At 44.6% G+C, this 22,961-nt stretch carries 22 protein-coding genes; 13 read left to right on the top strand and 9 right to left on the bottom strand.

Annotated elements, in window-relative coordinates; genetic code table 11:
• Positions 1–15 precede the first annotated feature (15 nt).
• The 5 genes from GX089_03385 to GX089_03365 all read left to right on the top strand — a co-directional run bounded on the left by GX089_03385 (position 16) and on the right by GX089_03365 (position 2,567).
• Complete coding sequence (locus tag GX089_03385; GenBank protein ID NLP01512.1) at positions 16–588, top strand: bifunctional nuclease family protein; 573 nt, start codon at positions 16–18, stop codon at positions 586–588.
• A 152-nt stretch (positions 589–740) separates the two neighbouring features.
• A complete protein-coding gene (locus tag GX089_03380) occupies positions 741–1,079 on the top strand; it encodes an aspartate 1-decarboxylase (protein NLP01511.1) in 339 nt (112 codons plus the stop codon).
• A 12-nt stretch (positions 1,080–1,091) separates the two neighbouring features.
• Positions 1,092–1,499: a LytR C-terminal domain-containing protein gene (locus tag GX089_03375; protein NLP01510.1), complete on the top strand. Its 408-nt coding sequence runs from the start codon at positions 1,092–1,094 to the stop codon at positions 1,497–1,499.
• Positions 1,496–1,873: a ribosome silencing factor gene (gene rsfS, locus GX089_03370; protein NLP01509.1), complete on the top strand. Its 378-nt coding sequence runs from the start codon at positions 1,496–1,498 to the stop codon at positions 1,871–1,873. The genes GX089_03375 and rsfS overlap by 4 nt, the downstream gene beginning before the upstream one ends.
• A 1-nt stretch (position 1,874) precedes the next feature.
• A complete protein-coding gene (locus GX089_03365; GenBank protein NLP01508.1) occupies positions 1,875–2,567 on the top strand; it encodes a hypothetical protein in 693 nt (230 codons plus the stop codon).
• Here the strand turns inward: GX089_03365 and GX089_03360 are convergent.
• The 3 genes from GX089_03360 to GX089_03350 all read right to left on the bottom strand — a co-directional run bounded on the left by GX089_03360 (position 2,554) and on the right by GX089_03350 (position 6,039).
• Entirely contained in the window at positions 2,554–4,737 is a 2,184-nt protein-coding gene (locus GX089_03360) for a S1 RNA-binding domain-containing protein (protein ID NLP01507.1), read from the bottom strand. The two genes, GX089_03365 and GX089_03360, sit on opposite strands and share 14 nt — an antisense overlap.
• 159 nt (positions 4,738–4,896) lie before the next feature.
• Positions 4,897–5,139 (bottom strand): hypothetical protein, encoded by a 243-nt coding sequence (locus GX089_03355; GenBank protein ID NLP01506.1) that lies wholly within the window; start codon positions 5,137–5,139, stop codon positions 4,897–4,899.
• A gap of 207 nt (positions 5,140–5,346) precedes the next feature.
• The gene (locus GX089_03350; GenBank protein ID NLP01505.1) at positions 5,347–6,039 is read right to left on the bottom strand and encodes a TIGR00730 family Rossman fold protein; all 693 of its coding nucleotides are present in this window, start codon (positions 6,037–6,039) and stop codon (positions 5,347–5,349) included.
• An 82-nt stretch (positions 6,040–6,121) separates the two neighbouring features.
• Here GX089_03350 and GX089_03345 point away from each other — a divergent pair, with 82 nt between their 5' ends.
• The 6 genes from GX089_03345 to GX089_03320 all read left to right on the top strand — a co-directional run bounded on the left by GX089_03345 (position 6,122) and on the right by GX089_03320 (position 13,314).
• Positions 6,122–6,649, top strand: coding sequence for a L,D-transpeptidase (locus GX089_03345; GenBank protein NLP01504.1), 528 nt, complete (start codon positions 6,122–6,124; stop codon positions 6,647–6,649).
• Positions 6,633–8,027: a hypothetical protein gene (locus GX089_03340; GenBank protein ID NLP01503.1), complete on the top strand. Its 1,395-nt coding sequence runs from the start codon at positions 6,633–6,635 to the stop codon at positions 8,025–8,027. The genes GX089_03345 and GX089_03340 overlap by 17 nt, the downstream gene beginning before the upstream one ends.
• A gap of 139 nt (positions 8,028–8,166) precedes the next feature.
• A complete protein-coding gene (locus tag GX089_03335) occupies positions 8,167–8,955 on the top strand; it encodes a Ku protein (GenBank protein NLP01502.1) in 789 nt (262 codons plus the stop codon).
• 11 nt (positions 8,956–8,966) lie between these two features.
• Entirely contained in the window at positions 8,967–11,507 is a 2,541-nt protein-coding gene (ligD, locus tag GX089_03330) for a DNA ligase D (protein ID NLP01501.1), read from the top strand.
• 117 nt (positions 11,508–11,624) lie between these two features.
• Entirely contained in the window at positions 11,625–12,635 is a 1,011-nt protein-coding gene (locus GX089_03325) for a diacylglycerol kinase family lipid kinase (protein ID NLP01500.1), read from the top strand.
• 22 nt (positions 12,636–12,657) lie between these two features.
• Positions 12,658–13,314 (top strand): HAD-IB family hydrolase, encoded by a 657-nt coding sequence (locus GX089_03320; GenBank protein NLP01499.1) that lies wholly within the window; start codon positions 12,658–12,660, stop codon positions 13,312–13,314.
• A gap of 279 nt (positions 13,315–13,593) precedes the next feature.
• Here the strand turns inward: GX089_03320 and GX089_03315 are convergent, their stop codons facing one another.
• Genes GX089_03315 through GX089_03305 form a run of 3 tightly spaced genes read right to left on the bottom strand, consistent with a single transcriptional unit; the run spans position 13,594 to position 19,558 of the window.
• Entirely contained in the window at positions 13,594–14,352 is a 759-nt protein-coding gene (locus tag GX089_03315) for a 1-acyl-sn-glycerol-3-phosphate acyltransferase (GenBank protein ID NLP01498.1), read from the bottom strand.
• Complete coding sequence (locus GX089_03310; GenBank protein NLP01497.1) at positions 14,328–17,777, bottom strand: DNA polymerase III subunit alpha; 3,450 nt, start codon at positions 17,775–17,777, stop codon at positions 14,328–14,330. The genes GX089_03315 and GX089_03310 overlap by 25 nt, the downstream gene beginning before the upstream one ends.
• Positions 17,774–19,558, bottom strand: coding sequence for a hypothetical protein (locus tag GX089_03305; GenBank protein NLP01496.1), 1,785 nt, complete (start codon positions 19,556–19,558; stop codon positions 17,774–17,776). The genes GX089_03310 and GX089_03305 overlap by 4 nt, the downstream gene beginning before the upstream one ends.
• Positions 19,559–19,952: 394 nt before the next feature.
• Between GX089_03305 and GX089_03300 the strand changes: the two genes are divergently transcribed.
• Positions 19,953–20,219 carry a hypothetical protein gene (locus tag GX089_03300; GenBank protein ID NLP01495.1) on the top strand — a complete coding sequence of 89 codons (267 nt, stop codon included), beginning with the start codon at positions 19,953–19,955 and terminating at the stop codon, positions 20,217–20,219.
• Here the strand turns inward: GX089_03300 and GX089_03295 are convergent.
• From GX089_03295 to GX089_03285, 3 genes are all read right to left on the bottom strand, one after another.
• Positions 20,173–20,802, bottom strand: a complete 630-nt coding sequence (locus GX089_03295) for a hypothetical protein (GenBank protein ID NLP01494.1) — start codon at positions 20,800–20,802, stop codon at positions 20,173–20,175. The genes GX089_03300 and GX089_03295 overlap by 47 nt on opposite strands.
• Before the next feature lie 83 nt (positions 20,803–20,885).
• Positions 20,886–21,635: a formylglycine-generating enzyme family protein gene (locus GX089_03290; protein NLP01493.1), complete on the bottom strand. Its 750-nt coding sequence runs from the start codon at positions 21,633–21,635 to the stop codon at positions 20,886–20,888.
• Positions 21,632–22,312: a PEGA domain-containing protein gene (locus GX089_03285; GenBank protein NLP01492.1), complete on the bottom strand. Its 681-nt coding sequence runs from the start codon at positions 22,310–22,312 to the stop codon at positions 21,632–21,634. The genes GX089_03290 and GX089_03285 overlap by 4 nt, the downstream gene beginning before the upstream one ends.
• A 406-nt stretch (positions 22,313–22,718) precedes the next feature.
• Between GX089_03285 and GX089_03280 the strand changes: the two genes are divergently transcribed.
• A partial coding sequence (locus tag GX089_03280) for a hypothetical protein (protein NLP01491.1) occupies positions 22,719–22,961 on the top strand: 243 nt, incomplete at its 3' end.

Genomic DNA, 22,961 nt, shown 5'->3' with positions numbered 1-22,961 from the left:
ATAAAGAGCAGCATAATGATTCTTGTAGAAGTCGCCAACACATTTCTGGTAAATATGGGAAAAGATTTTGTAATCCTGTTGAAAGGCCATGGAGACGAGCGCAGCCTCCCCATCTCCATCGGTCAACTGGAAGCCCAATCTATTGCTATTCAATTGAACCAGATTCCTTTCCCCCGCCCGCTCACACATGATCTTTTCAAGAACGTGTTGATGGAGCTTGACTGCAAACTGCTTCGAATAGAGATAACAGAACTTGTAGATGAGACATTTTATGCCAAACTGATTATCAGAAAAGGCAATCAGGAGCTTGAGATAGACTCAAGGCCAAGTGATGCAATCGCGCTGGCACTCCGGTTTTCTGCCCCTATTTATGTGGGTGAAAAAGTAATGGATGAAGCAGGTGTTATAATCTCCGAGGAATCATCCATTGAAGAAAAACCTGGTGTTGAAGAGGAAATCGACGAAGACCAGGATCTTACCCCTCTTGAGGCACTTCAGAAACAGCTCAAAGCAGCTATTGAGGAAGAGCGCTATGAGGATGCCGCCAGGCTCAAAGATGAAATAGACAAGCTAGCCAAATCAAACTGACTTTATTTTCTATCGTCCATCCTGTTCAGCATGATTCTCAAGATGCTCATAATTTATATTTTGACTCTGGCGCTCTGCACTGAGCGGACATCCGCCATGCATTCACAGACAGATATTTTCGGCATATAACTTTAAAGAACAGGATTCAGCAGATGTTTCGGGTTTTTCTAAACAGCAAAATCAGGGATATCCGGATTACCGGTGTCAATCTGGAGTACGAGGGCAGCATTACACTGGACGAATCATATCTGGAGCAGGCCGGAATTCTTCCTTTCGAGGAAGTACATGTTCTTAACGCTGACACCGGATCAAGGCTTATCACCTATGCAATCAAAGGTCAACGGGGTTCTGGTATAGTTGAGCTTAACGGTCCGGCTGCCCGTCTTGGAATGGTTGGAGATAGAATCATGGTTCTCACATACACCATGCTTTCTCCTGAGGAAATAGTCACTCATAAGCCAACAGTCGTGTGTGTGAATCCCGGTAAATAATATTTTTTCGGTATGAACAATGTTTTTACTCTGATATTGATCATACTTTTTTCCGGATTGTCGATACTTATAGGAACCGTGTTATCCAACAGACCCTCACCAGTTGAAAAAAAAACGGTTCAGCTCACAGTTCCTCATATCGGAAGAGTAGAGATTCTCAATGGTTGCGGTATTGAAGGCGCTGCTAACAAGGTAGCTGATTTCCTGCGCTCAAGGAATTTTGACGTAAAGAATATTGGAAACGCACAGACCTGGAATTATCCCTACACGATGGTAATTTCCAGAAGCCTTGACACTACAGTAGCCTTTCAGGTTTCAAATGCCCTGAAGACCGATAAAAGAATTATCATGCGAAACAATGAAAGCATGTACGATGTCACGGTAATTATCGGACCGGATTTTACAGAGAGGATAAAGTGAAAAAAGACAGCGAAAAATTGCTGACAGGGAAAGAACTGGTCGATGCAGTTGTGAGATTTGCCAGAGACAAACTTGCTGAAAAAATAACTGTGATAGATATCAGGAAGCTGCACGGCAGCACAGACTGGTTTATCATCTGTCAGGGAGACAATACAGTTCACAACAGTGCTATTGCCGATGGTATTGTGGATGGAACCAGAGAACTTGGAACCCGCCCCTGGCGCGAGGAGGGAAACGAGGAGGGCAGATGGGTTCTGATCGATTACTCCGATGTAGTTGTGCATATAATGCTTCCTGAAGTCCGTTCCTACTACAACCTGGAAGAACTCTGGTCAAAAGGCATAAGGACCGACATTACTGAAAAATCAGCCTGAAATGACAAACTTATCTCTGCGCAGCTACCTGCGGAGCAGTCTTCAAGCAGCAATCGATACAGTATTCCCGCCCCTGAATTTTACAATTGCACCCGATTCATTTTACCTGTGCAGAGAGCCGGAATGTGATCTTTCCAATCCAGCCCCGCTTCGCATTTCATCGTTGGCTGGAATTTCCGCGGAATCTGCAGCCGAACGGATCATGTCGGTTTTTAATTGGGCTGACTCCTTTGTGGTTCCCGACCCAATGCTAATCTGGACAATTAAGAGGGGATTTCTAAACTTTCGTATCAGCAAGGAATACCTTCATCTGATTCTGCTGGAGACCGGCAAGCCACTTCCATCTTTTCGTACAAACAACAAAATGCTTGAAAGGACTGTATCTTTGCTGAAGGCCTCCGGGCACTTTCAAAGCTCAGATAAAATGGCTGCAACCAGACTTGATCTCCTTAATACAAAAGAGGAAAAACTTCTTGAAAAGATAATTGCCTTATCAGGAAGTGACGCATTCACGGGAGGGAAACCGGCGAATTTTTTCCGGAAGTGCCTTATGGTGGCTTTCAATGACTTCTATTTGAAACATCCTGTGTTTTCTGATTCTGAAGAACTGACATGTGCGCGCGTACTGCTGGTACGGGCAGTTCACAATCATCTCTGTTTTCTACTTGAGAAAGAAGCGCTCAGCGATTCTTGAAATGCTCAGCCAGATTATCAAGCTGTCCTTTTGAGGGTTTGACCTTGGGACCTTTTGCTCCCAAATTTTTCATGGAGAGAGAGATGCGGCGTTTCTTCACGTCTACTTTAAGAATCTTTACATCAACCCTGTCCCCCACCGAAACAACCTGTTCAGGGCTTTCCACATACTCATCTGCAAGCTGCGAAATGTGAATAAGGCCGTCACATACCGCATTGATATTTACAAAGACACCAAATGGGGTGATATTGGTGACTTTTCCGGAAACAATCGCTCCCTCAGTAACTTCTGTCAGTTTCAGGTTGCGTTTAACTCTGTGGGAAACTCCTGATATAAATCGTTTGCCGACACTGAGGTGATCGATAAGTTTCTTTTCTATATAGATTTTTTTAGTGAAATCTTCTGTGCTGTATCCTCTTAGTGCAGCAGGATCATTTACTAATGTTTCTATGGAGGCATTGAGCTGATCACAGATATCTGAGAACCAGGGAAAGAAGTCTGGATGAACAAGAGTTTTATCAAGAACCTCATCTGATCCAGGAATGATTATGAAACCTGCGATATTCCTGAATATTACTTCAGAAATGCCCTGAACCTTCAGCAGATCATTTTTTCTGAGAATCTGTCGCTGAGCATCAGCAGTCCTGATTGCAGCAATGATTTTATCATTCAAGATATCCAGTGCTTTGATCTGGGAATCGGTAATTTCCTTTATAGAGATACCCTCTTTAAGAGCGGCACTGGTTGATATTCTGTTGACAATCCGGATGAATTTCTGTTCCGGAATCAAATTTTGCAAATGATGGACCTGAAAAAAACCAGTACCGATCTCTGGAATCAATGATATTGGTTTCAAATACTGGATAGCAGTTCCATATAATTTACGTTGAGCATCTTCAGTAAAAAGAGTTGAGAACCCCTTCTGCATCCACTGGGATTGCGAGATATCAGATGCTGATGTATCTGCAGTAAAAGTAGAGATCTCCGGAGCTGGTTCCATTCCTGAAACAGCCTGAGTAAGAACCGCTTTAATGTTTTCTACGTCGGTTCCTTCAGGGATAATAATTACAGATGGTTTATGTCTGGAGAAGAACTGACGCAATCTTTCCGTAGAGATATTCTTTCCAGGGAGAGGTTTGCGTTCTGTAGTTGTGCCCAGAAGACCACCCTGTCCATTCACAGCCAGAAACAGAAGACTTTTATCTGTGGCGCTGGAAATCAGCAATGGACCTTTTTCTTTTTCAGAGACATACTGTTTTTCCAGCTCGCTGCTTACTACTTTGCAGGCCCACTCTTCTGCGTCTTCTCTGAGCCGCTGTTTGACATCACGTTCAACTATCGGCTGAAGCAGTCTCATCCAACTGTCATCTATAGCTTCACAAATAAGATCAAATCCGGTGAAGTCAGGATTCAGAATGAAATGATGGCGCAGAAGTTCGGTAATTCTAAAGAGCTGAACACCAAGTTTCATCCGGACAAGTTTCTGACCTTCTTCGATACTGAATTTCAGAATTTCTTCTTTGGTCAGTTCCTGAACTGGAATGATTTTATTGATGTAGCGTGAATATGAGGGATCCTTTTTATTTTTCGGAATTATCTCTATAAAACCATCGTCATAGGCAAACTCTCTGGCCATGGCCCTTACAGTTTCATCGTATGCGAATCTTTCAGCAAGAATATCCTTCACTCCCTGTATAACATCTTCAGCAGTTTTAAGTGAAGGATCTTTTCCGATATAAGATGAGGCGAGTTCTTCAACAGGAGCAGTTTCCTCCTCTTGTTTCTGAATGATATCAGCCAGACTATCCAGTCCTTTTTTGGAGGCAAGTTGCCCTTTGCTTCTTGGATTAGGCCTGAGTGAAATCATCAGGTCATCAAGATCAAAAGAACTGGTGGTCAGATTAACCCGTCTCTCCACAGCCGGAGTCAATTTATCAGCTTTTTTCAAAGCAGAAAGAAGTCTTTTCTTCTTGGTAGAGAGTTCCTCTATTCCCTGCAGGAAATCATAAATTTCCCATAGAGTGGAAATTGGAAGTTCAATGGCAATTTCAGGTTTGTACTCTGAGAGGTAATATGGAGTATCACCTTTTTCAAATGCCTCACAGATCAGCTCTGAAAGAGCTGTTGTTATGTTCCACTTATCAGAAATCTGCTTAGAAAATTCAATCATGAAGTCAAATGTTGAGGAAAGAATTTTTATCCTTGTTGGAAGTTAAAAATAGAAGATGCAAAAAAGATAAGCAATAAAAAATACTGAGGAAATTCAGAAAATGTGGAGATAATAAAGCAAGGGCGGAAGTTTTTCTTTTCCGCCCTTGAATTCGGTAACTTACCTTTTCTTCTTTGCCGGCGCTTTTTTTGCAACTTTCTTTGCCGGAGCTTTCTTTACAGCTTTCTTCGCTGGAGCTTTTTTTGCAACTTTCTTCACTGGAGCTTTCTTTACAGCTTTCTTCGCGGGAGCTTTTTTTGCAACTTTCTTCACCGCTTTCTTAGCCGGAGCTTTCTTTACCGCTTTCTTCGCGGTCTTCTTTGCAGGGGCTTTCTTCTTTGCGGCTGCTTTTTTAACTACCACTTCACTACCTCCTTCTGAAGGAAATATTATGTGTAAAAAAGAATGCAGACCTGATGATTTACTATCCGGTCTGCGCCTTGTTCACTCCCCTTTATCATTTGTTCATTTCTTTTCATGTCTAATTCTTCACTTTTGTTTACTGATCTTGATATAATAATAAGCTAAAAAAAAACCGTGTCAATATTTTTTTAGAAAAAGTAATTTTTTTCACACAAAGTTTGCTGTCACTTTTCTCTTTGATTCACTTTTAAGAATGAAATCGATAGCCTCATCAGGATCATCAGTCACTTTGATCAAAGAGAGGTCAGTTTCAACAATATACCCGTATTTAAGCATCGTATCTCTCAGCCAATTGACAAGTCCCTCCCAGTAAACCTTACCCATGAGCACAAGCGGGAGTGTCACAACTTTCTGTGTTTGCACAAGTGTCAACACCTCAAACATTTCATCCATCGTGCCATAACCTCCGGGCATGATAATAACTGCCGATGTGTATTTGAGGAACATTACTTTGCGACAGAAGAAGTGTTTAAAGTTAAGCATCGTTTTAATATGCGGGTTTGGTATCTGCTCGAAGGGGAGCTGGATGTTAAGCCCTATAGATATGCCATTCTCCATGGAAGCACCTTTATTGGCTGCTTCCATGATTCCAGGACCGCCGCCAGTGATGACACCATATCCGTTTCTGGCGGCAAGTCTGGCTGTCTCAACAGTCATCCTGTAAAACTCGTGCTCCACAGGAGTGCGGGCAGAACCGAATATAGTAACACAGGGTCCCACACTTGAGAGGGTTTCAAATCCCTCCACAAATTCCGCCATTATTCTGAAAATTCTCCAGGTATCTTCGGTGTTTGCTTGATTTAAGAGAGCGTTTTCCATTTCTTCCGCCTTTCTTTGCATTTAATAGAGGATAATCCTGAATACTGCTATTATCAAAATCATTATATTATTTTTGTAAAAGAACGTCTACAAGGGTATAGAAATGGATCGCAGAAAATTCCGTTCCATCCGTGAGAATCTAATAAGGGCAATCGGTTCAGTTCCTCAGAAATTCATAGTGGTTGACACCACGGAACAAAAGATGCATCTGATAAATGGAAGGAAAACTATCCTGAGTTTCCCTGTTTCCACATCGAGCAGAGGCATTGGTAACAAAGAGGGATCATCTCAAACCCCGACTGGCATCCACTGCATCGGAGAGAAGATTGGAGATGGTGCTCCGTCCGGAAGAATCTTCCGTGACCGTCTCGATACCGGTATAGACTGGCAGGAATCGATGGGAGGAGAAAACATGATTCTCACCCGTATACTTCGTCTGCGGGGCCTTGAACCGGGTATAAACAGCGGACCGGGAATCGATTCATGGGAAAGATATATCTATATTCATGGCACCAACCATGAGGAACTGATCGGAACACCGATATCTCATGGATGTGTATGTATGCGTAACAGAGACATAATAGAGCTGTATGACTCGATACAGGAGGAAACGATTGTCGTTATTGATTAATAAAACTCCCTGCAACAGCATTCATTTCACCGGTATTCTTGGCAGCGGAATGAGCGCACTTGCACAGTTCTCAAGATGGATGGGCCTTTCGGTAAGCGGCTCGGACAGGATGTTAGAGAGCAAAGATACTGTCGTAATAAAAAAAGGACTTCAGGATGCCGGGTGTATTCTCTTTCCTCAGGATGGTTCAGGAGTAAACGGATCAACTGATGCGGTCTGTGTTTCTACAGCCATCGAGGATTCAAATCCGGATATTGCTGCAGCCCGCAAATTAAACATTCCTGTCATCCATCGTTCTGATCTCCTTTCCGCAATAATCAGTACCCGAAAGACAATAGCAGTAGCAGGGACAAGCGGAAAATCTACAGTCACAGCCATGATCTTCGAATTTCTTTCCCACTGCGGGAAATCACCATCTCTTATAAGTGGAGCAAATCTTCTACGTCTTCAGAGCGATGGTTTCACAGGGAACGCATATTATGGGAAATCAGATCTTCTTGTAGTGGAAGCTGATGAGAGTGATGGAAGTCTTGTGAAATACTCTCCCTATATCAGTGTGTTTCTTAATATCTCAAAAGATCACAAACCGATTCCTGAAATTCTTAAAATGTTCTCGGAGCTTGTTTCCCGTTCGCAAATATCAGTAATAAATGCCGATGATACAGGACTGGGAGAGTTAAGAGCTGACCTAAGATTCTCAATTCACAAAGAGGCAGATTTTTCCGCCAGTGATATTGAGCTTTCCCCATGCAGTTCATCGATGGTCCTTGGGTCTACCCGCTTTTGTCTTCCCATCCCAGGTGAACACAATCTGTCAAACTGTACTGCAGCACTTAGTGTATGCCGTTATCTTGGATGTGATGAGAGCGCACTAAGCGAAGCTGTTTCATCATACAAAGGTGTAGCGCGAAGATTTTCGGTACTTCATACAGCCGGAGGTGTTACTGTTGTGGATGATTTCGCTCACAATCCAGAGAAAATAAAAGCAGCAGTGAAAGCATCCAGAGGAATCTCGCAGAGACTATTTATCATTTATCAGCCACATGGTTTCGGTCCTACACGATTCCTGAAAGATGAATACGTAGAGGTATTTCGTACCCAGATCAGACCGGATGACACTTTGGATTTACTTCCAATATACTATGCAGGCGGCACAGCCCAGAAGGATATCTCCTCATCGGATATTATCGATGCACTGGGGAGTGTTGCGTTTGAAGCAAGTGCACCTGAGAGCCGTGAAGAACTCCTTGAGAAGCTCAAGAGGAGTGTAGTTTCGGGTGACTGTATTTTACTTATGGGCGCACGGGATCCATCACTTTCCTCCTTTGCATCACAGATTGCATCACTTTTTGGCGGCGTAAAGACTCAAACTGCCTGAGCAGACTTAGAATTCCCTCGAGTTTTGCTCCTCTGAAACGCAAAAATGTGTTTCGACATGTTTTTTGCTGTTTAATATTTAGCCAACACTCCTTCAGGAAGCCGGGTTCAGTTTCATGTAAGAAACCAGGAGGCATCAAATGCGTTCCATCTGGTCAGGAGCATTAAGTTTCGGTTTAATCTATATACCTGTAAAAGTTTACAATGCAACAAAGAGCCACCAGATCGATTTTGACATGCTGAGGAGGTCTGATCACTGTCGTATCCGCTATGCCAGGGTCTGCAGAGAAACAGGTGAGGAGGTACCTTTTGACCAGATAGTAAAAGGTTACCAGTACCGTAAAGGAAGTTATGTAGTGCTGGAGGATGAGGATTTCAAGAGGGCGAATGTGCATAAGAGTCAGACTATAGATATAGTAGCTTTTGTAAATGCATCAGATGTCGATCAGAAGTTTCTTGAAAAGCCATACTATCTTGAACCGGTAAAGGGGGCAAAAAAAGCCTATGTTCTTCTTCGAGAAGCCATGAAAGAGAGCGGGAAGGCAGGGGTGGCAAGATTTGTGATGCGCACCAGGGAACACCTGGCATTGATAAAAGCGGAAGAGTCGGTAGTGGTACTCAACCAAATGCGTTTTGCGGATGAATTACGCAGTTCCTCTGAACTTGACATTCCCGCAAAAGGAACTGAAGAGGTTTCGCAGCGTGAGCTTGATCTGGCAAAAAAGCTCATAGAGCAATTAAGCGAGGAGTGGAAACCTGAACAGTATCATGACACCTATTTTGAAGACCTGAAGGAGATTATCAAGCAGAAAGTTGAAGGAAGAGTTCCTGAGCCGGTGAAGCCAGAGGAAGTACCTCAGGCAGTTACAGATCTCTTCTCAAGGCTGAGCCAGAGTCTTGAAATGACCAAGCATAAAAAAGCCGCTTAGAATCAATTCCGATGTCACTCGATAAATACCGGAAGAAGCGTGATTTTTCTCTCACACCTGAACCTGCAGGTGAGAGAGAGGAAAAAGAGAGCAGTGCATTATGTTTTGTTGTACATAAACACAAAGCCTCCCATCTTCACTATGATCTCAGACTCGAGCTCGATGGAGTATTAAAGAGCTGGGCTATTCCAAAGGGTCCCTCACTCGATCCATCCAGAAAAAGACTTGCCGTGATGGTAGAAGATCATCCGCTGGAGTATCGCGATTTCGAAGGCACTATTCCGGAAGGAAACTACGGGGCCGGGACAGTGATGATCTGGGATGAGGGCACATATTCAGTTCCGGGGACAGATGGACAGAAAAGAACAGAGGAAGAGATCAGAAAAGGGCTTGACCGGGGCAATGTTTATTTCACTCTTGATGGTAAGAAACTCAAAGGGGCCTTTCACCTGGTCAGACTGAAGAGAGGTACACAGGAGAATAGTTGGCTGCTGATAAAAAAAGATGACCAGTTTGCAACTGAAAGAGAGATTCCGGATGAGGGACTTTCCGCACGGAGTGGACGTACACTTGAACAGATACGCAGTCAGGATTATCTGGATGAGAATTTTACAATTGATTTATCGAAGATAGATCTTTCCGGATCACAGAAGGCCCCCCCTCCCCCTGGTCCAATCCAGCCCATGCTCTCTCAACTGGTTGGGGAACCATTTGACCGTCAGGGATGGGTCTTTGAGATAAAATGGGATGGTTACCGGGCGATAGCCGAGGTGATGAATGGAAAAGTAAAGCTCTATTCCCGCAAGGGAAAGAGTTTTCTAAATGACTATCCTCCACTGGCAAGAGATCTTGAGAAGATATCTTTTCAGGTGATTTTTGATGGTGAGATTGTGGTGTTAGACAGTGAAGGCCGTTCTGACTTTCACCTCCTGCAGGATTACCGCCGCACAGGAAGCGGAGATCTCGCCTACTACATTTTCGATCTTTTATACCTGGAAGGCTACGATTTGCGCAGCCTGCCTTTACTTAGAAGAAAGAGCATCCTGAAAACTATTATTCCTGCTCTTCCCCGTATCCGTTACAGCGATCATATTCATGAAAACGGAAAGGCATTTTTCGAGCTTGCAAAGCAGAACCGGCTGGAAGGAATAATGGCAAAGGAGGGAAGCAGCAGTTACATGGGTGGAACACGCACCTGGCATTGGCAGAAGATAAAAGCCACTCTCAGTCAGGAGATTGTTATTGGAGGTTTTACCGAGCCCAGAGGCGGCCGGACAGGAATAGGAGCGCTTCTGGGCGGAGTCTATGAAGATGATGAACTTGTGTATGCCGGAAGTGTGGGTAGTGGATTTACAGATGATGAACTGCCACTGGTAAGAGAGAAGCTAATCAGATTCATCAGAGAAGACTCCCCTTTCAGAAAGTCACTGAAAAGCGACACCAATATTACCTGGGTGGATCCTGTTTTTGTGTGTGAAGTAAAATTCTCTGAATGGACACCGGAAGGACTGATGCGTCAGCCGGTTTTTCTGGGATTCAGGGAAGATGTCGATGCAAGACAGATTCGCAGAGAGATACCAGTAAGCAAAGCTGGTATTGGAAGATATGCTGTTCCCGAAAGCAGTGATAAGTTTCTGGAGGTAAGCGGAAAAACCCTCAAGTTAACAAATTTAAACAAGTATTACTGGCCTGGAGAGGGAATCACAAAAGGCGACACTATCGATTACTACAGGCAAGTGGCTCCTTTTATTCTCCCCCACCTCATTGACCGGCCTGAGTCCCTGCACAGGTTCCCGGATGGAATAAATGGAAAGAGTTTTTTTCATAAGGATATGAGCGATGTTCCTGAGTGGATTAAAACAGAATACGTGGAATCAGATATTCCTGAGGGGCGGGTACGGTATCTTCTTTGCCAGGATGAGGCGTCCCTGGTGTACATGGTCAATCTGGGCGCAATCGAGATAAATCCCTGGATTTCCAGGGTCGGCAGACTTGACAGACCTGATTACATGGTCATTGATCTTGATCCGCTTGATTGTCCTTTCGAAGATGTCATCGAAACAGCACTTGTTGTCCATAGAGTTCTTCAAAGTGTAGAAATGCCCCATTATGTAAAGACCTCAGGTTCAACAGGGATGCATATATTTGTTCCTCTGGGGGCTTTGTACAGTTACAGTCAGGCTCGTGAGTTTTCGGCTCTTATCTGTACCATTGTAAATGGTATGGAACCCTCGATTACCAGCATGGAGCGACCTCCGGAAAGGCGCAGGAGGAAAGTCTATCTGGATTTTCTCCAGAATATAAAAGGCAAAACGATGGCTTCGGTGTATTCTTTACGCCCCAGACCAGGTGCACCTGTCTCAACACCGTTAAACTGGGAAGAGGTAAAGGCCGGACTGAATCCTCAGCAGTTTACAAGGGAGGAGGTCATGCACAGGCTGGCAAAATATGGTGACCTGTGGAAACCTGTTCTGGGAGATGGGATCGATATGAAGAAGTATCTCTCCTCTCTTTGGGAAAAATACGGATGGGATAAGGATAGGAGGAAATGAGGAGGTTTCATACAGTAGTAACCGTGAATAAAAAACCGGGCTTGTCGCTGAGGCCAGAAATCTACTTTCATCTCTGCTCACTGTTCACGGCAAGCTTGCCTGGAATGGGTGATAGATATGTTGCGAACAAGCAGAAATGAGGAAATTGCAGAGGCGCAAAAAAGGCTTTCTGCCCCGTTCTATCATACTTTTTCCAGGGTGATGGTGATATTTAATCCCTATGCCGGGAAAAATGCAGGAATAAGCTCTTTCATAAAGAGAATTCCTGGCATACCTATACGTCCAATTGACATTCTAAAATCATCGGAACAGTACAAGAAAAAAATAAAGCAGTACCTTGAGGAATACGGAATTAAAGCAGAGATATCTCAAAGTGCCAGTGCAGGAGATGCCCTCCGGATTGCCCGTCAGTGCAGTATTTCCGGGTATGATCTGGTAATCGCAGCCGGTGGTGACGGCACCATAAACGCTGTTATAAACGGACTTGCTGGATCAGAAACCGTTTTCGGGGCAATTCCTCTGGGTACGGTAAATGTTTTCGCAATTCAACTCAATCTGCCCTTGGACCTGAGATCAGCCTGTGAATTGATTGCAAAAGGCAGAGTAAGGAAAATAGACCTGGGAAAAGCAGAGACCCAGTATTTTTCCTGCCTTGCCGGAATTGGATTTGATGCCTATGTGATTGCTACTGCCGATTCCAGACTGAAGAAGATAGCAGGTGCAGGTGCATACATTTTGAATGGACTTATAAATCTGATAAGATACAGATTTCACACGATTCACCTTTCTATTGACTCTCAACCTGTAAAGCACTCGGGCTACATTGTAATAATCGGTAACGGCAGATTCTACAGCAACAATCTTATAATTTCTCCCCAGGCAGAGATTGACGACGGCAAGCTCGATGTGGTAATCATGAAGAGCAGGAATATTTTTCACATGATCAGGTATCTCTGGAGTTTACGAAAAGGGAATCTGACAGATCTTCCCGATGTGGAGTATTATCAGGGTAAAGAAATTAACATTGAAAAGCATGGTCGGCATTTTATTCACCTTGATGGTGAGTATTACGGGAGAACTCCTGTAAAGATTACTGTTGAGCATTCTGTACTGAAAGTGGTTTGCTGAACTGAAACAAGGTCTATTTTAAATGGCAGATCTGAATTCAGCCGCAATATTTGACCTGGATGGTACCCTGATCCCACATACCAGTGCGGAGATAGCATTCTTTTTCCATCTGTTTAAGAAAGGGAATCTCAGCATATTTAACCTGCTGCAGATGATCCCGGCGATCTGGACCGCCAGAGGAAATCTCCATGAAATGACAAAGGCCAACAAGAGATATTTGCGCAACAAAAGAGTCAGGGATCTTCAAAATACCGCACGAAGATATTTTGAACCTCAAATTAGTAGGATTGTTTTTCCCAGGATGGTAGAGATAATTGAGGATCACCGGAATTGCGGAGATAAACTGCTTCTTCTGACCGGGACACTGGATCTTATTGCAGAGTGCTTTGTACGGGTCCTGGGTTTTGATGGGTACAGAGCAGCTACTCTTGAAATTGTGGATGGAAAATATACCGGTAGAATCACAGGAATTCTTCCTTATGGAATCGGTAAGCTGGAAGTGCTACGTGATTTAAAGAACAACTTTCATTTTGACCGGGACAGAACATCGCTCTATGCCAATGTCTTTTCCGACAGGTATGTCATGAATGCAGTAGAGAGACCTGTAGCGGTAAATCCAGACGCAAAACTACGCATCTACGCAAGAAAACTTGGCTGGGAAATGCTGGACGTGAAATGAAAAATTATCCATTACAGGCCTTGGCTTAAATACCTTTTTCGGTAATATTGCCCTAAAATAGCAAGTTGTACCCAGCCTAATAAACCAGCCTTTATAGCCCATTCCCCTTAGAATGTGATATTTAGGGCTTTTTAGTAAATGGCATGATGGTTGCTGTAGTTAAAAGACAGGTGTTATGCCATGAGAATGGCAGATGTGTGTGATGATGATGGGGTTTCAGGCGGAAAGCCTGAAGGAAACAGGGGACTTAAAAGAGTCCCCTTTTCTTTTGTATACTCTTTATGCCACAACAGAGAATTCGTTCAAATTCCCTTCGACCTGTTCTTTAATCATTTCATAAACCCGGCCGCACAGTTCAGTTTTTGTAGTCTCTTTGGTTACATCCAATGGCTGCAGAATATCCAGATATACAGTACCGGTCCTGATCTTCGCTGATTTTTTCGGCAGCAGACTGCATGCATTTCTGATTGCCACCGGGACGACCTGAACACCTGCCTGAATCGCCAGAGTAAAACTGGCCTGTTTAAATCCCCCCACTTTTCCATCCTCGCTCCGGGTCCCTTCCGGAAAGAGAATCAGAGAGATGTTTCCTTTCTGAAGATGTCTTACTGCCCTGTCGATAGAGGCTTTTGCTTTCCGGGCATTACTGCGATCAATCCAGATATGACCCAGAGCTGCTATACCCCATCCAAAGAACGGAATCATGAAGAGTTCTTTTTTAGCGATAAAGCTGATGGGATGGGTCAAGCCGGCGAATATTACCGGAATATCAAGAGCGCTCTGGTGGTTTGAAATAAAAACATACCTTTTTGATCTGTCCAGCTTTTCAGCCCCGGAGACTTTCACTCTCACCCCCCCTATCGCAAGCAGATGCAGATTCCACAAACGGGCAACAAATCTGGCTGCCTTTATGGAAAAGGGTCTTAACATGATACATATTACACCATATAAAACCGTGCTGAAAACTATCCACAGGATAAATACCGGAACACGCAAAGTGTCAAGTTTCTCTTTCAAGCCGCTGTTTTTCCCAGCCATACATTATCCTTTCCAATTTTCATTCGCAGCATCTTGAGCACCTCAGGATCGGATGACAGTTTCGTATTCCGTGAGCGGATTTTGTACTCGTTACCATCTGCGGTCAATATATGTATTATCAATGAGCATTCTCCTTTGTTAGTGCTGCACTGCTGATGTATTTCCTGGAGAAATTCTTTTTCCAGCCCTGCAGTGTTAAGCCGGATATGCACGCTTTTAGCAAGCTTCTCTCTTGATTCAGACAGTGAAATGCAGTTATCAAGCTTGAGTTTAGGCTTCTCATCACCTTCCCGCTTGCTTACTTGCCCATGAACAAGTACCATCGAGTCTACTGCAAGCAGGTGTTTGAATTTCTCATAAGCATCTCCGAACACAAGCAATTCAATCGAGCCGTCAAATTCCTCCATCTCCAGAAATGCCATCGGTCTGCCGTCCCTCTGGATATGTGTTTTGAGGCTTGTTATCATCCCACCCACAGTCACAGTCGCCCCGTCTTTGACTTCTGCTAATACTTCCTGCTTCAGAGATATGGATGAGAAGCCCTTTATTTCATCCTGAAATCTGTCCAGAGGATGACCGCTGATATAGAAATTGAGGACTTCTTTTTCGCGCTGCAGAAGCTGGTTGTAGGGCCAGGGCTGTACATCGGGAAGGGGAGGCTCCGGTATTGAAGCCTGCTGCTCGCTTTCTGTAGTAGTGAAGAGTTCCTCAAAAAGGTTTTCCTGCCCGGAGATACGGTCTTTCTGAAAGCTCCCGCCATATTCTATAGCTTTATCGATAGCTGCAAAGAGCTGTGCACGGGTACCCGGGAGTGAATCAAGCGCACCTGCACAGACCAGTGATTCAAGACATTTCTTATTTACAATCCGCAGATCAACCGATTTGCAGAGGTCAAAGATCGAAGTAAACTTTCCTTTTGTTCTCCGTGCTTCAAGAATCGAATCCGCAGCTTTACCGACATTCTTGATAGCCTCCATGCCAAGTCTGATATTTCCATTATCGATACTGCATTCACCTTCGCTTCTGTTGATATCAGGAGGCAGAATCCTGACACCCATCCGTTCAGATTCGTTTTTGATTATAAGGAAATTCTCCTGGTTTCCTATCCATGATGTCAGGTTGGCGGTCATATATTCCAGGGGATAATGAGCCTTGAGATAAGCAGCCTGATAGGAAACATGAGCGTATACTGTTGCATGAGCTTTATTGAAACCATACTCCGCAAACTTGGCCATCAACTCGAATACTTCCCGTGCCACCTTTGCATCGATGCCCTTTGCTTTGGCTCCCTCAACAAACTTGCTCCCCATCTCCTCCATAACATCGGCTTTTTTCTTCCCCATCGCTTTCCGCAGAACATCAGCCTGACCAAGAGAGAATCCGCCCATTTTCTGTGCAATACGCATCACCTGCTCCTGGTAGATGATTACTCCATAGGTAACCTCCAGGATTTCCTTGAGCATAGGATGAAGGTAAGCAATTTCCTCTTTGCCGTGTTTACGTCTGATAAAGGTGTCGATATTGGCCATCGGTCCCGGACGATAAAGAGCGGCCATGGCGATAAGGTCTTCCACACAGGTCGGCTTAAGCTTTCTTAAGTAATCCTGCATTCCCTGCGATTCAAACTGGAAAACTCCTGTTGTCTCTCCTTTACCGAATAATTCGTATGTTGTCTGGTCACCATCGGGAAGTTTCCACAAGTCAATGACTTTTCCGTGGTATTTCCTGATCAGCCGGATGGTTTCCTGAAGAACAGTGAGGGTTCTAAGCCCCAGAAAATCCATCTTGATGAGTCCGACCTTTTCCACGAAATTCATATCAAACTGGGTCATTACAGTATCGGCACCAGGCTGCTTGAAAAGCGGAGCCCAGTTTACAACCTCACCCGGGGCGATAATCACTCCTCCGGCATGCATTCCCGCCTGTCTCGCTAGTCCCTCGAGAACTCCCGCGTGACGGAAAAGCTCCTGATATACGGTGTTTCCCTCGATGGTTCTTGCAAGTTCACCGTTTGCCTTTATAGATTCGTCAAGTGTCTTCTCATTTACCATCGAGGAGAGCCGGTTGGCTTCCGCAACAGGCACACCCATGGCTCTGGCAACATCCTTGATCACCATTTTGGCTTTCATTCGCCCGAAATTTATTATCTGGCACACCGCATCCCGTCCGTACTTCCCGATAACATAGTCGATCACCTTGTACCGGTCACGGTCAGCAAAATCTATATCCGCATCAGGCATCGACACTCTTTCGGGATTCAGGAAACGCTCGAAGATCAGGTCGAATTTAATGGGATCAACACTGGTAATCCCGATTACATAGGCCACCAAGCTTCCTGCTGCCGACCCTCTGCAACCCACCATCACTCCCATTTTCTGTGCGGTAGCAACAAAGTCCCTGACAATCAGGAAATATCCTGCAAATCCCATGGAACAGATGACTTTCAGTTCGTATTCGAGCCGTTCCGTAAGTCCGGGAGTAATATGCGCGTATTTCTCTTTCAGGCCGGCTTTTGCAATCGAAGAGAGGTAGCTCTCGGGATTTTCAAAGCCCTGGGGAACATCGGGGACCGGAAGTTGCGGCTTGATCTTGACAGTCACATTACACTTCTCAGCTATTTCGAGTGTATTGCTCATGGCTTCGGGGATATCGGGAAACAGGGCAGCCATCTCCTGGGGAGATTTGAAGTAGAGCTGGTCAGATGAGAATCTGAACCGATTCGGGTCGTTCATGGTTGTCCCTGTCTGTATACACAGGAGCACCTCATGGGACTGTGCGTCCTCTTTCCGCAAATAGTGAGCATCATTGGCAACGATAAACGGAATCCCCAGTTCTCTTCCCAGTTTTATCATCTCGTCAAAGGCCACAATTTCCTCATCAATATTATGATTCTGCAGCTCGAAATAAAAATTGCCCTCTCCGAATATTGACAGGTATTCCTGAGCGATTTTAACCGCTTTTTCCCTGTCCCCATCAAGAATAGCCCTGGGGATAGCTCCTGCAATACACGCTGATGTCGCGATTATTCCCTGGCTGTATTCCCGGAGTACCTCCATGTCAATTCTCGGTTTGTAATAAAAACCTTCGAGATACCCGATACTGCTGAGACGCATCAGGTTTTTCCATCCGGTATTATCTTTGGCCAACAGAATCAGATGATGGTATGAGCGTTCATCTTTGCTTATCATTCTGTCATGTCTCGAACCTGCTGCCACATAGGCTTCGAAACCCAGTACAGGCTTTATACCGTCAGACATGCAGGCTTCGTAGAATTCAATTGCACCAAACATTCCGCCATGATCAGTAATAGCCAGTGCGGGCATTCCGAACTCTTTAGCCTTCTTGACCAGGTCTTTAATTTTTATAGCCCCGTCGAGAAAGCTGTACTCTGTATGATTGTGAAGATGGACAAAATTAGCGCTCATTTTGGAAGGACTCCGATCCTGCTTATTCTTTTCAAGTAAAACTGTTTCTTAGATCTGCCGGGAGAGACTTCTCCCTCCACAATGGGCTCAACACCCTTTTGACAAGATATGGGATCGACCACATAGGTATTTTTCTTTATGTATGGACTCCCCTCATACTCGAATACCAGTAACTGACCCGTAAGGATCGCATAATCGACCACATGCAGCATCTCACTTGTTTCAAGCTGCTTCAGTTCTCTTCCATACTTTGTATTCCTCATCTGGACTGATGGTTCCGGCTTCTCTGAATCGGGTTGGGTAAGAGGGTAGAATTCCTGAACAGGAGACTGATCGGAGGAAAGAGCAGCCTCCGGTACTGCAGGGAACTGATCCTGTCCAGGCATGCGATAGTCAAACCCCAGCCCCGCAAGAATCTCCCTGACTCTGTTTTCGTTGCCTCTTTTTATCAGATAAACTGCATCAGCAGATAACGGTTCAAGCAGAGAACGAAGCGGTTCATAGGATTCGATCTGCCCGGTAATCTTCTTTTCACCTGAAACGAGCAGATCTCTTTCTGTAATGTAAAGACGATAAAACTCCCTCAACCATTCCCGGACTGTCTCTATGACATTTACAGGAGCATTCCATCCTGTAAGCCACTGAAGGATGCTCTCTCCAGTCACCCCTCTGCTCAGAGAATCCGCGATGACCGTTTTCTCTATTCTGCCTTTGTAGACCCGGTCCAGAGTACCAAGCTCACCTGCCTGCATGAAACTGAAGAGATCTGAGCTGTCAGCCTCCTGAGGAATAATCACAGTGAAATCAGCAGGGATGACAATTTCTGTTTTGGAGATGTCACCCGGACCAATGAAACGGGGCTTACCAAAAACAAGACCGGTACCTTTTTTCCTTAGTTCAAGAACACCAGAAAACCTCAGTGCCAACAGCGTATTTATTGCCTGCTGCCTGTCCTGTTCCGGAAAAACCGAAGTCCTGATCCATTTATCACTGCTGTTGTTAATCAACTCATGGAGCATCTCCTGCCGCCACCCGCCGGAGTACCTGAATGTAAACTCCACCAGATCTTTGTACCGCTGATCCGGACTCTCAGCGAGCCATGACCGGAAGGCTGGTTGATTAAAAAGGAATTCCTGTTCTGTTTCGTAAAGAATTTTTCTGCTTCTGCAGTAGGCAATTCCCAGCCTGGAGATACTATCACCGCTTTCAGATTTAAGCTGCGAGCCTGCATCGGTCAACTTTTTTATCTGAGATGAAGCTGTCCTTGTGAGCCCACCCGTCTTTTTTTTCTTCAACTGCCCCTGGAAACCCAGACCGGCAATGACAGTGATATCATTGAGCATCCGCCAGACCCAGGTTGTGACAGGCTGGCTTTCAACCGGTTCTGCCGCATTGTCAAGCAATGTCCTGATCATATAAGGTCTCAGAGATTGCTCAAATTCATCAAATCCGAAGATGCGTACAGTCCCGGACTGGTTTTTAGCAGCATAAACCAGAAATGAAAGGACCAGAGGATCTGCAAATGGCTCCTGTTCCAATACAAGCCCCGTATCCCCGGTCAGGTAAGCCAGAGCACATCGGAGCTGGTTATTGTTGTCCAATCCGAGGTACCTGTCTCTGAGAGATTCCGGTCTGGAAAATTCAGCCGCTGCCTGGGCGATTTTGCTCGATGAAAGGATTCTTCTGGATGTGTCTGAACCCTTCAGGAAATGGGCAAAAACCCAAGCTGATGGCAGCTTCCCGATATATTGTGCAAATCCGGAGATTATTTGGCTACTCACTGTGTCCCGTTCAATCGATCAGAAGAAACATCAATGGTAAAAATAAGAAATGGCAGAGTATGGGGCGGTGAAAATGGCGACTTTAGGTGAATTGGATTTTTCGGTGGTATTTGTGATGTTTGATGTTATTCGCCACATTCGTGGCGTAATATCGGCGGCATAAATGCCGCCTCTATAACCAAATCAAACCAGGTAACCCGGGTTGGGAAAACGCCTTAAGGCACTTTTTCACCCCGGAGGTAATTTTATGAATCTATGGTTTATGTCACAATTTCAGCTCAGAGGTAAGGTTGAAAACGATATATCTTTAAGACACAAACCATCCCTCTTCCATTATAATTGCAGATTCACGAAAAATAAAGTAGATTTCTATGTATTCTAAACAGGAGAGCTTATGGTCGATAAAGAATTGTTGGATATATTATGTTGTCCTGAAACAAAACAGGATCTCGTCCTGATCAGTGGCAAAACAATCCAAGCAATCAATTCCAGAATTAAATCAGGTGAATTGAAAAACCGTGCGGGAGAGATAATAAGTGAACCGATAGATGCCGGTTTGCTCAGAGAGGATCGCAAATACCTCTACCCTATCCGGGAGGATATTCCAATAATGCTTATCGACGAGGCGATCCCTTTCGAGCAGTTTGATTCCGAATCCTGATTTTTATAACAATGTAAATTGCAGCCAGAATCACAATAAGTATACCCTGGACTACAACCGGTAAGGTAATAATACCGGTTTTATTCTCCTCAGAACCCGTAAGCATTATCTCTTTCAGTGTATCGCCGCAGGCACTGACTCCATTGACAAGCAGCGTAAATTTCCCGGCGCCGGTTGTGTCCATCCGGTTCCATGGGATAACCCATTCAATTGAAACCGTTTGGAGACTGTCTAAAGTTTTGCGGTCCACCTTGTAATAATCAGAGTCGACCGGAGGAACGGGAATACTTACAGGGATGGTATTACCCTTTTGTGTTTCAAAACTGAATTTCCATTCAGTACATTTTAGTTTTCCCTCTGAACGCAGATATCCCGCCAGCCCTTCAGGAGTCCTCAGAGCATCCCACCGCCAGGAATCCCCCCATTTCTTAGATGTTTCGGCACTCCATTCAAGCAGAAAACCGTCCAATTGAATTCGCCGGCCATATTTGTCAATGTTATAAGATTCAGATGAGAAAACAGGAAAGGAAAACAGAAGAAGGGAAAATGAGAGGCAATAGAGGGCAACAGATAATTTCCACATTTTAGTTTTCCTTTTTTGTGAGAAAATGAGTTTTGCTTCAGAGCTAACTCAATGATTAAATCACATCCGTTGCCATATTAAGATCATTGCACACATCTGAACCCGATACTGGCTTCGGCAAAATCCGGAGAAAACCAGTGACGGTTTGTGATTCGCAGTTGCATGGGTCCGCTGTACCAACCTCCACCCCTTATCACCTTGTAGAGGCTTGTCGGGGGACCTGAGGGATTATTTTCCTCAGAATAGGAATAGTAATCCTTTTCATAATTATCTGCTGTCCACTCCCAGGCGTTCCCTGTCATATCATGGAGTCCCCATTTGTTAGCAGCACACCTGCCTGTCTGTCCGGGCCCCCCGTTTCCAGCAAAAACACATTTATTTTTATCCGGAGTACTGTTTCCCCATGAATAAATGGACTTTGTACCACAACCAGCAGCATACTCCCATTGAGCCTCTGTCGGCAGTTTCATCTTCTTCCATCGACAATATGCCTGCGCCTGATACCAGGTCACGCACTGAACCGGATATCCAGGATTACGGTATTGCGAAGGCACTCTTGTCTTCTGAAACTCCTTCCCATTCCAGATAAGGCACTTCCCATCATCATAATGAGCTGGAGTGCAGTGCCCCGCTTTTACACAGGAATCATATTGCGCCTCTGTGACCTCAAATCGATCAATCTTAAATGAAGAAAGGGTAACAGGATGCTCCAGGCGCTCATCACTTTCACCATTTTTATCACCCATTACAAAAGTGCCAGCCGGAACAGTAACAGTCTGCGCAAGAGAGGGAAGCGCACAAACACTTATTAACACCAGCAGAAGTTTTTTCATTGACTGGTCTGTTTTTCAACTGCGAAAAGGATTATTCCAAAGACCACAAAAGCCCCTATTACCAGAATGGAACTGAACCGTCTTCGATTGCGCTGACTCTCTATCCGTGCGTTTTCAAGAGAATCTGTATAGGCTTTGGAAAGCTTAAGGGAGATCTTCAATTGATCAGCAACCCCACTTTTAATATTCACCTTCGTTTGGAAGGGTTCATGATTAGTCAAGATGGCCCTAACCAGATGCTCTCCTGGTCTTAAGCGGGAGTCAGAATATGGAGCCACTCCTACCTGTTTATCATCGATAAACAAAGTTGCCCCTGATGGTTCAGTTGTTATGGACAATCCACCAGGTTGCTGGAGAACTATGTTCAGTTCAGTGGTCCCGATAGTGTCTATTCTGAATTCAACTTTCTTTTGGTAGTATCCACTTTTTTTAAGAATAAGGAGATGTCTGCCAGTATCCAGGTCTTCAGCAGTAATCGGACTAAGCCCCCGGAGAGAATCGTTAAGGTATACAGCAGCACCTGCGGGTTCAGTTTTTATGATCAGGGTAACACTTTTTTCTGGAATGGCCTCTGATGTATCGCCTGGGGTAAGGGAGTCAGCAGAAAGGGGTTGGGCATGGATATTAAGGCAGGCCCCCAGAATCAGAGCAAAGATGGAGAAGAGAGATGGTTTCATAAGAACTCCTGAGAGAAAAAATCTGGTAATAATATACAATAAGTGGTGGATTTTGGAGAAAAGAATTGATGTGCGTGTTTTCCCTTTGAGGTGATTCAGTGATTTAGCGTTCAGGGTTGCTTATTACTTCGGGGTTTTTCATTGCGCCCACAAGATTGACAAACATTATTGTGTCTTGAAGCAATAGGTCATCTTGGAGGTGAATTTGCTCAGGGGGGTGAACTTTTACCTCAGAGACTTTTACCTCAGAGATGAAATAGTGACTAAGACTTAAGGCAGCAAGTTATCCCCGGGTAAGGCTACCCCAGAGATAAATCTGTGATTTAAAACAGCCCCGATTTTTGCTACTCTTTTTTCCACTTTGAATAATCATCCGGATAAGCACCTGTAAAGCTAAGGAGGACTCATGGCGACTAAACCAAGAATGATCGTCCCGAACGCCTTCTACCAAATCAGATCCGCCTGCATCCCTGAACTCAAAGCATTCTCCAGTGAGAAAATGAAAAAATTCCTGCTCAAACAGATCTCTATCTCCAAGGAAAAGTATGCCTTTAAATGCTTCTCCTGGTCTATCATGGATGACCACTATCACCTGGTGGTTCAATCCAGCGAAGAAACCATCTCCAAATTCATGCAGCGGGTTAACTTT

The sequence above is a fragment of the Fibrobacter sp. genome, assembly GCA_012523595.1.
In the GTDB taxonomy this organism is placed as follows: Bacteria; Fibrobacterota; Chitinivibrionia; order Chitinivibrionales; family Chitinispirillaceae; genus JAAYIG01.
Note: the sequence above shows the minus strand (reverse complement) of the source record. Positions and strands in the feature narration are given on the sequence as shown.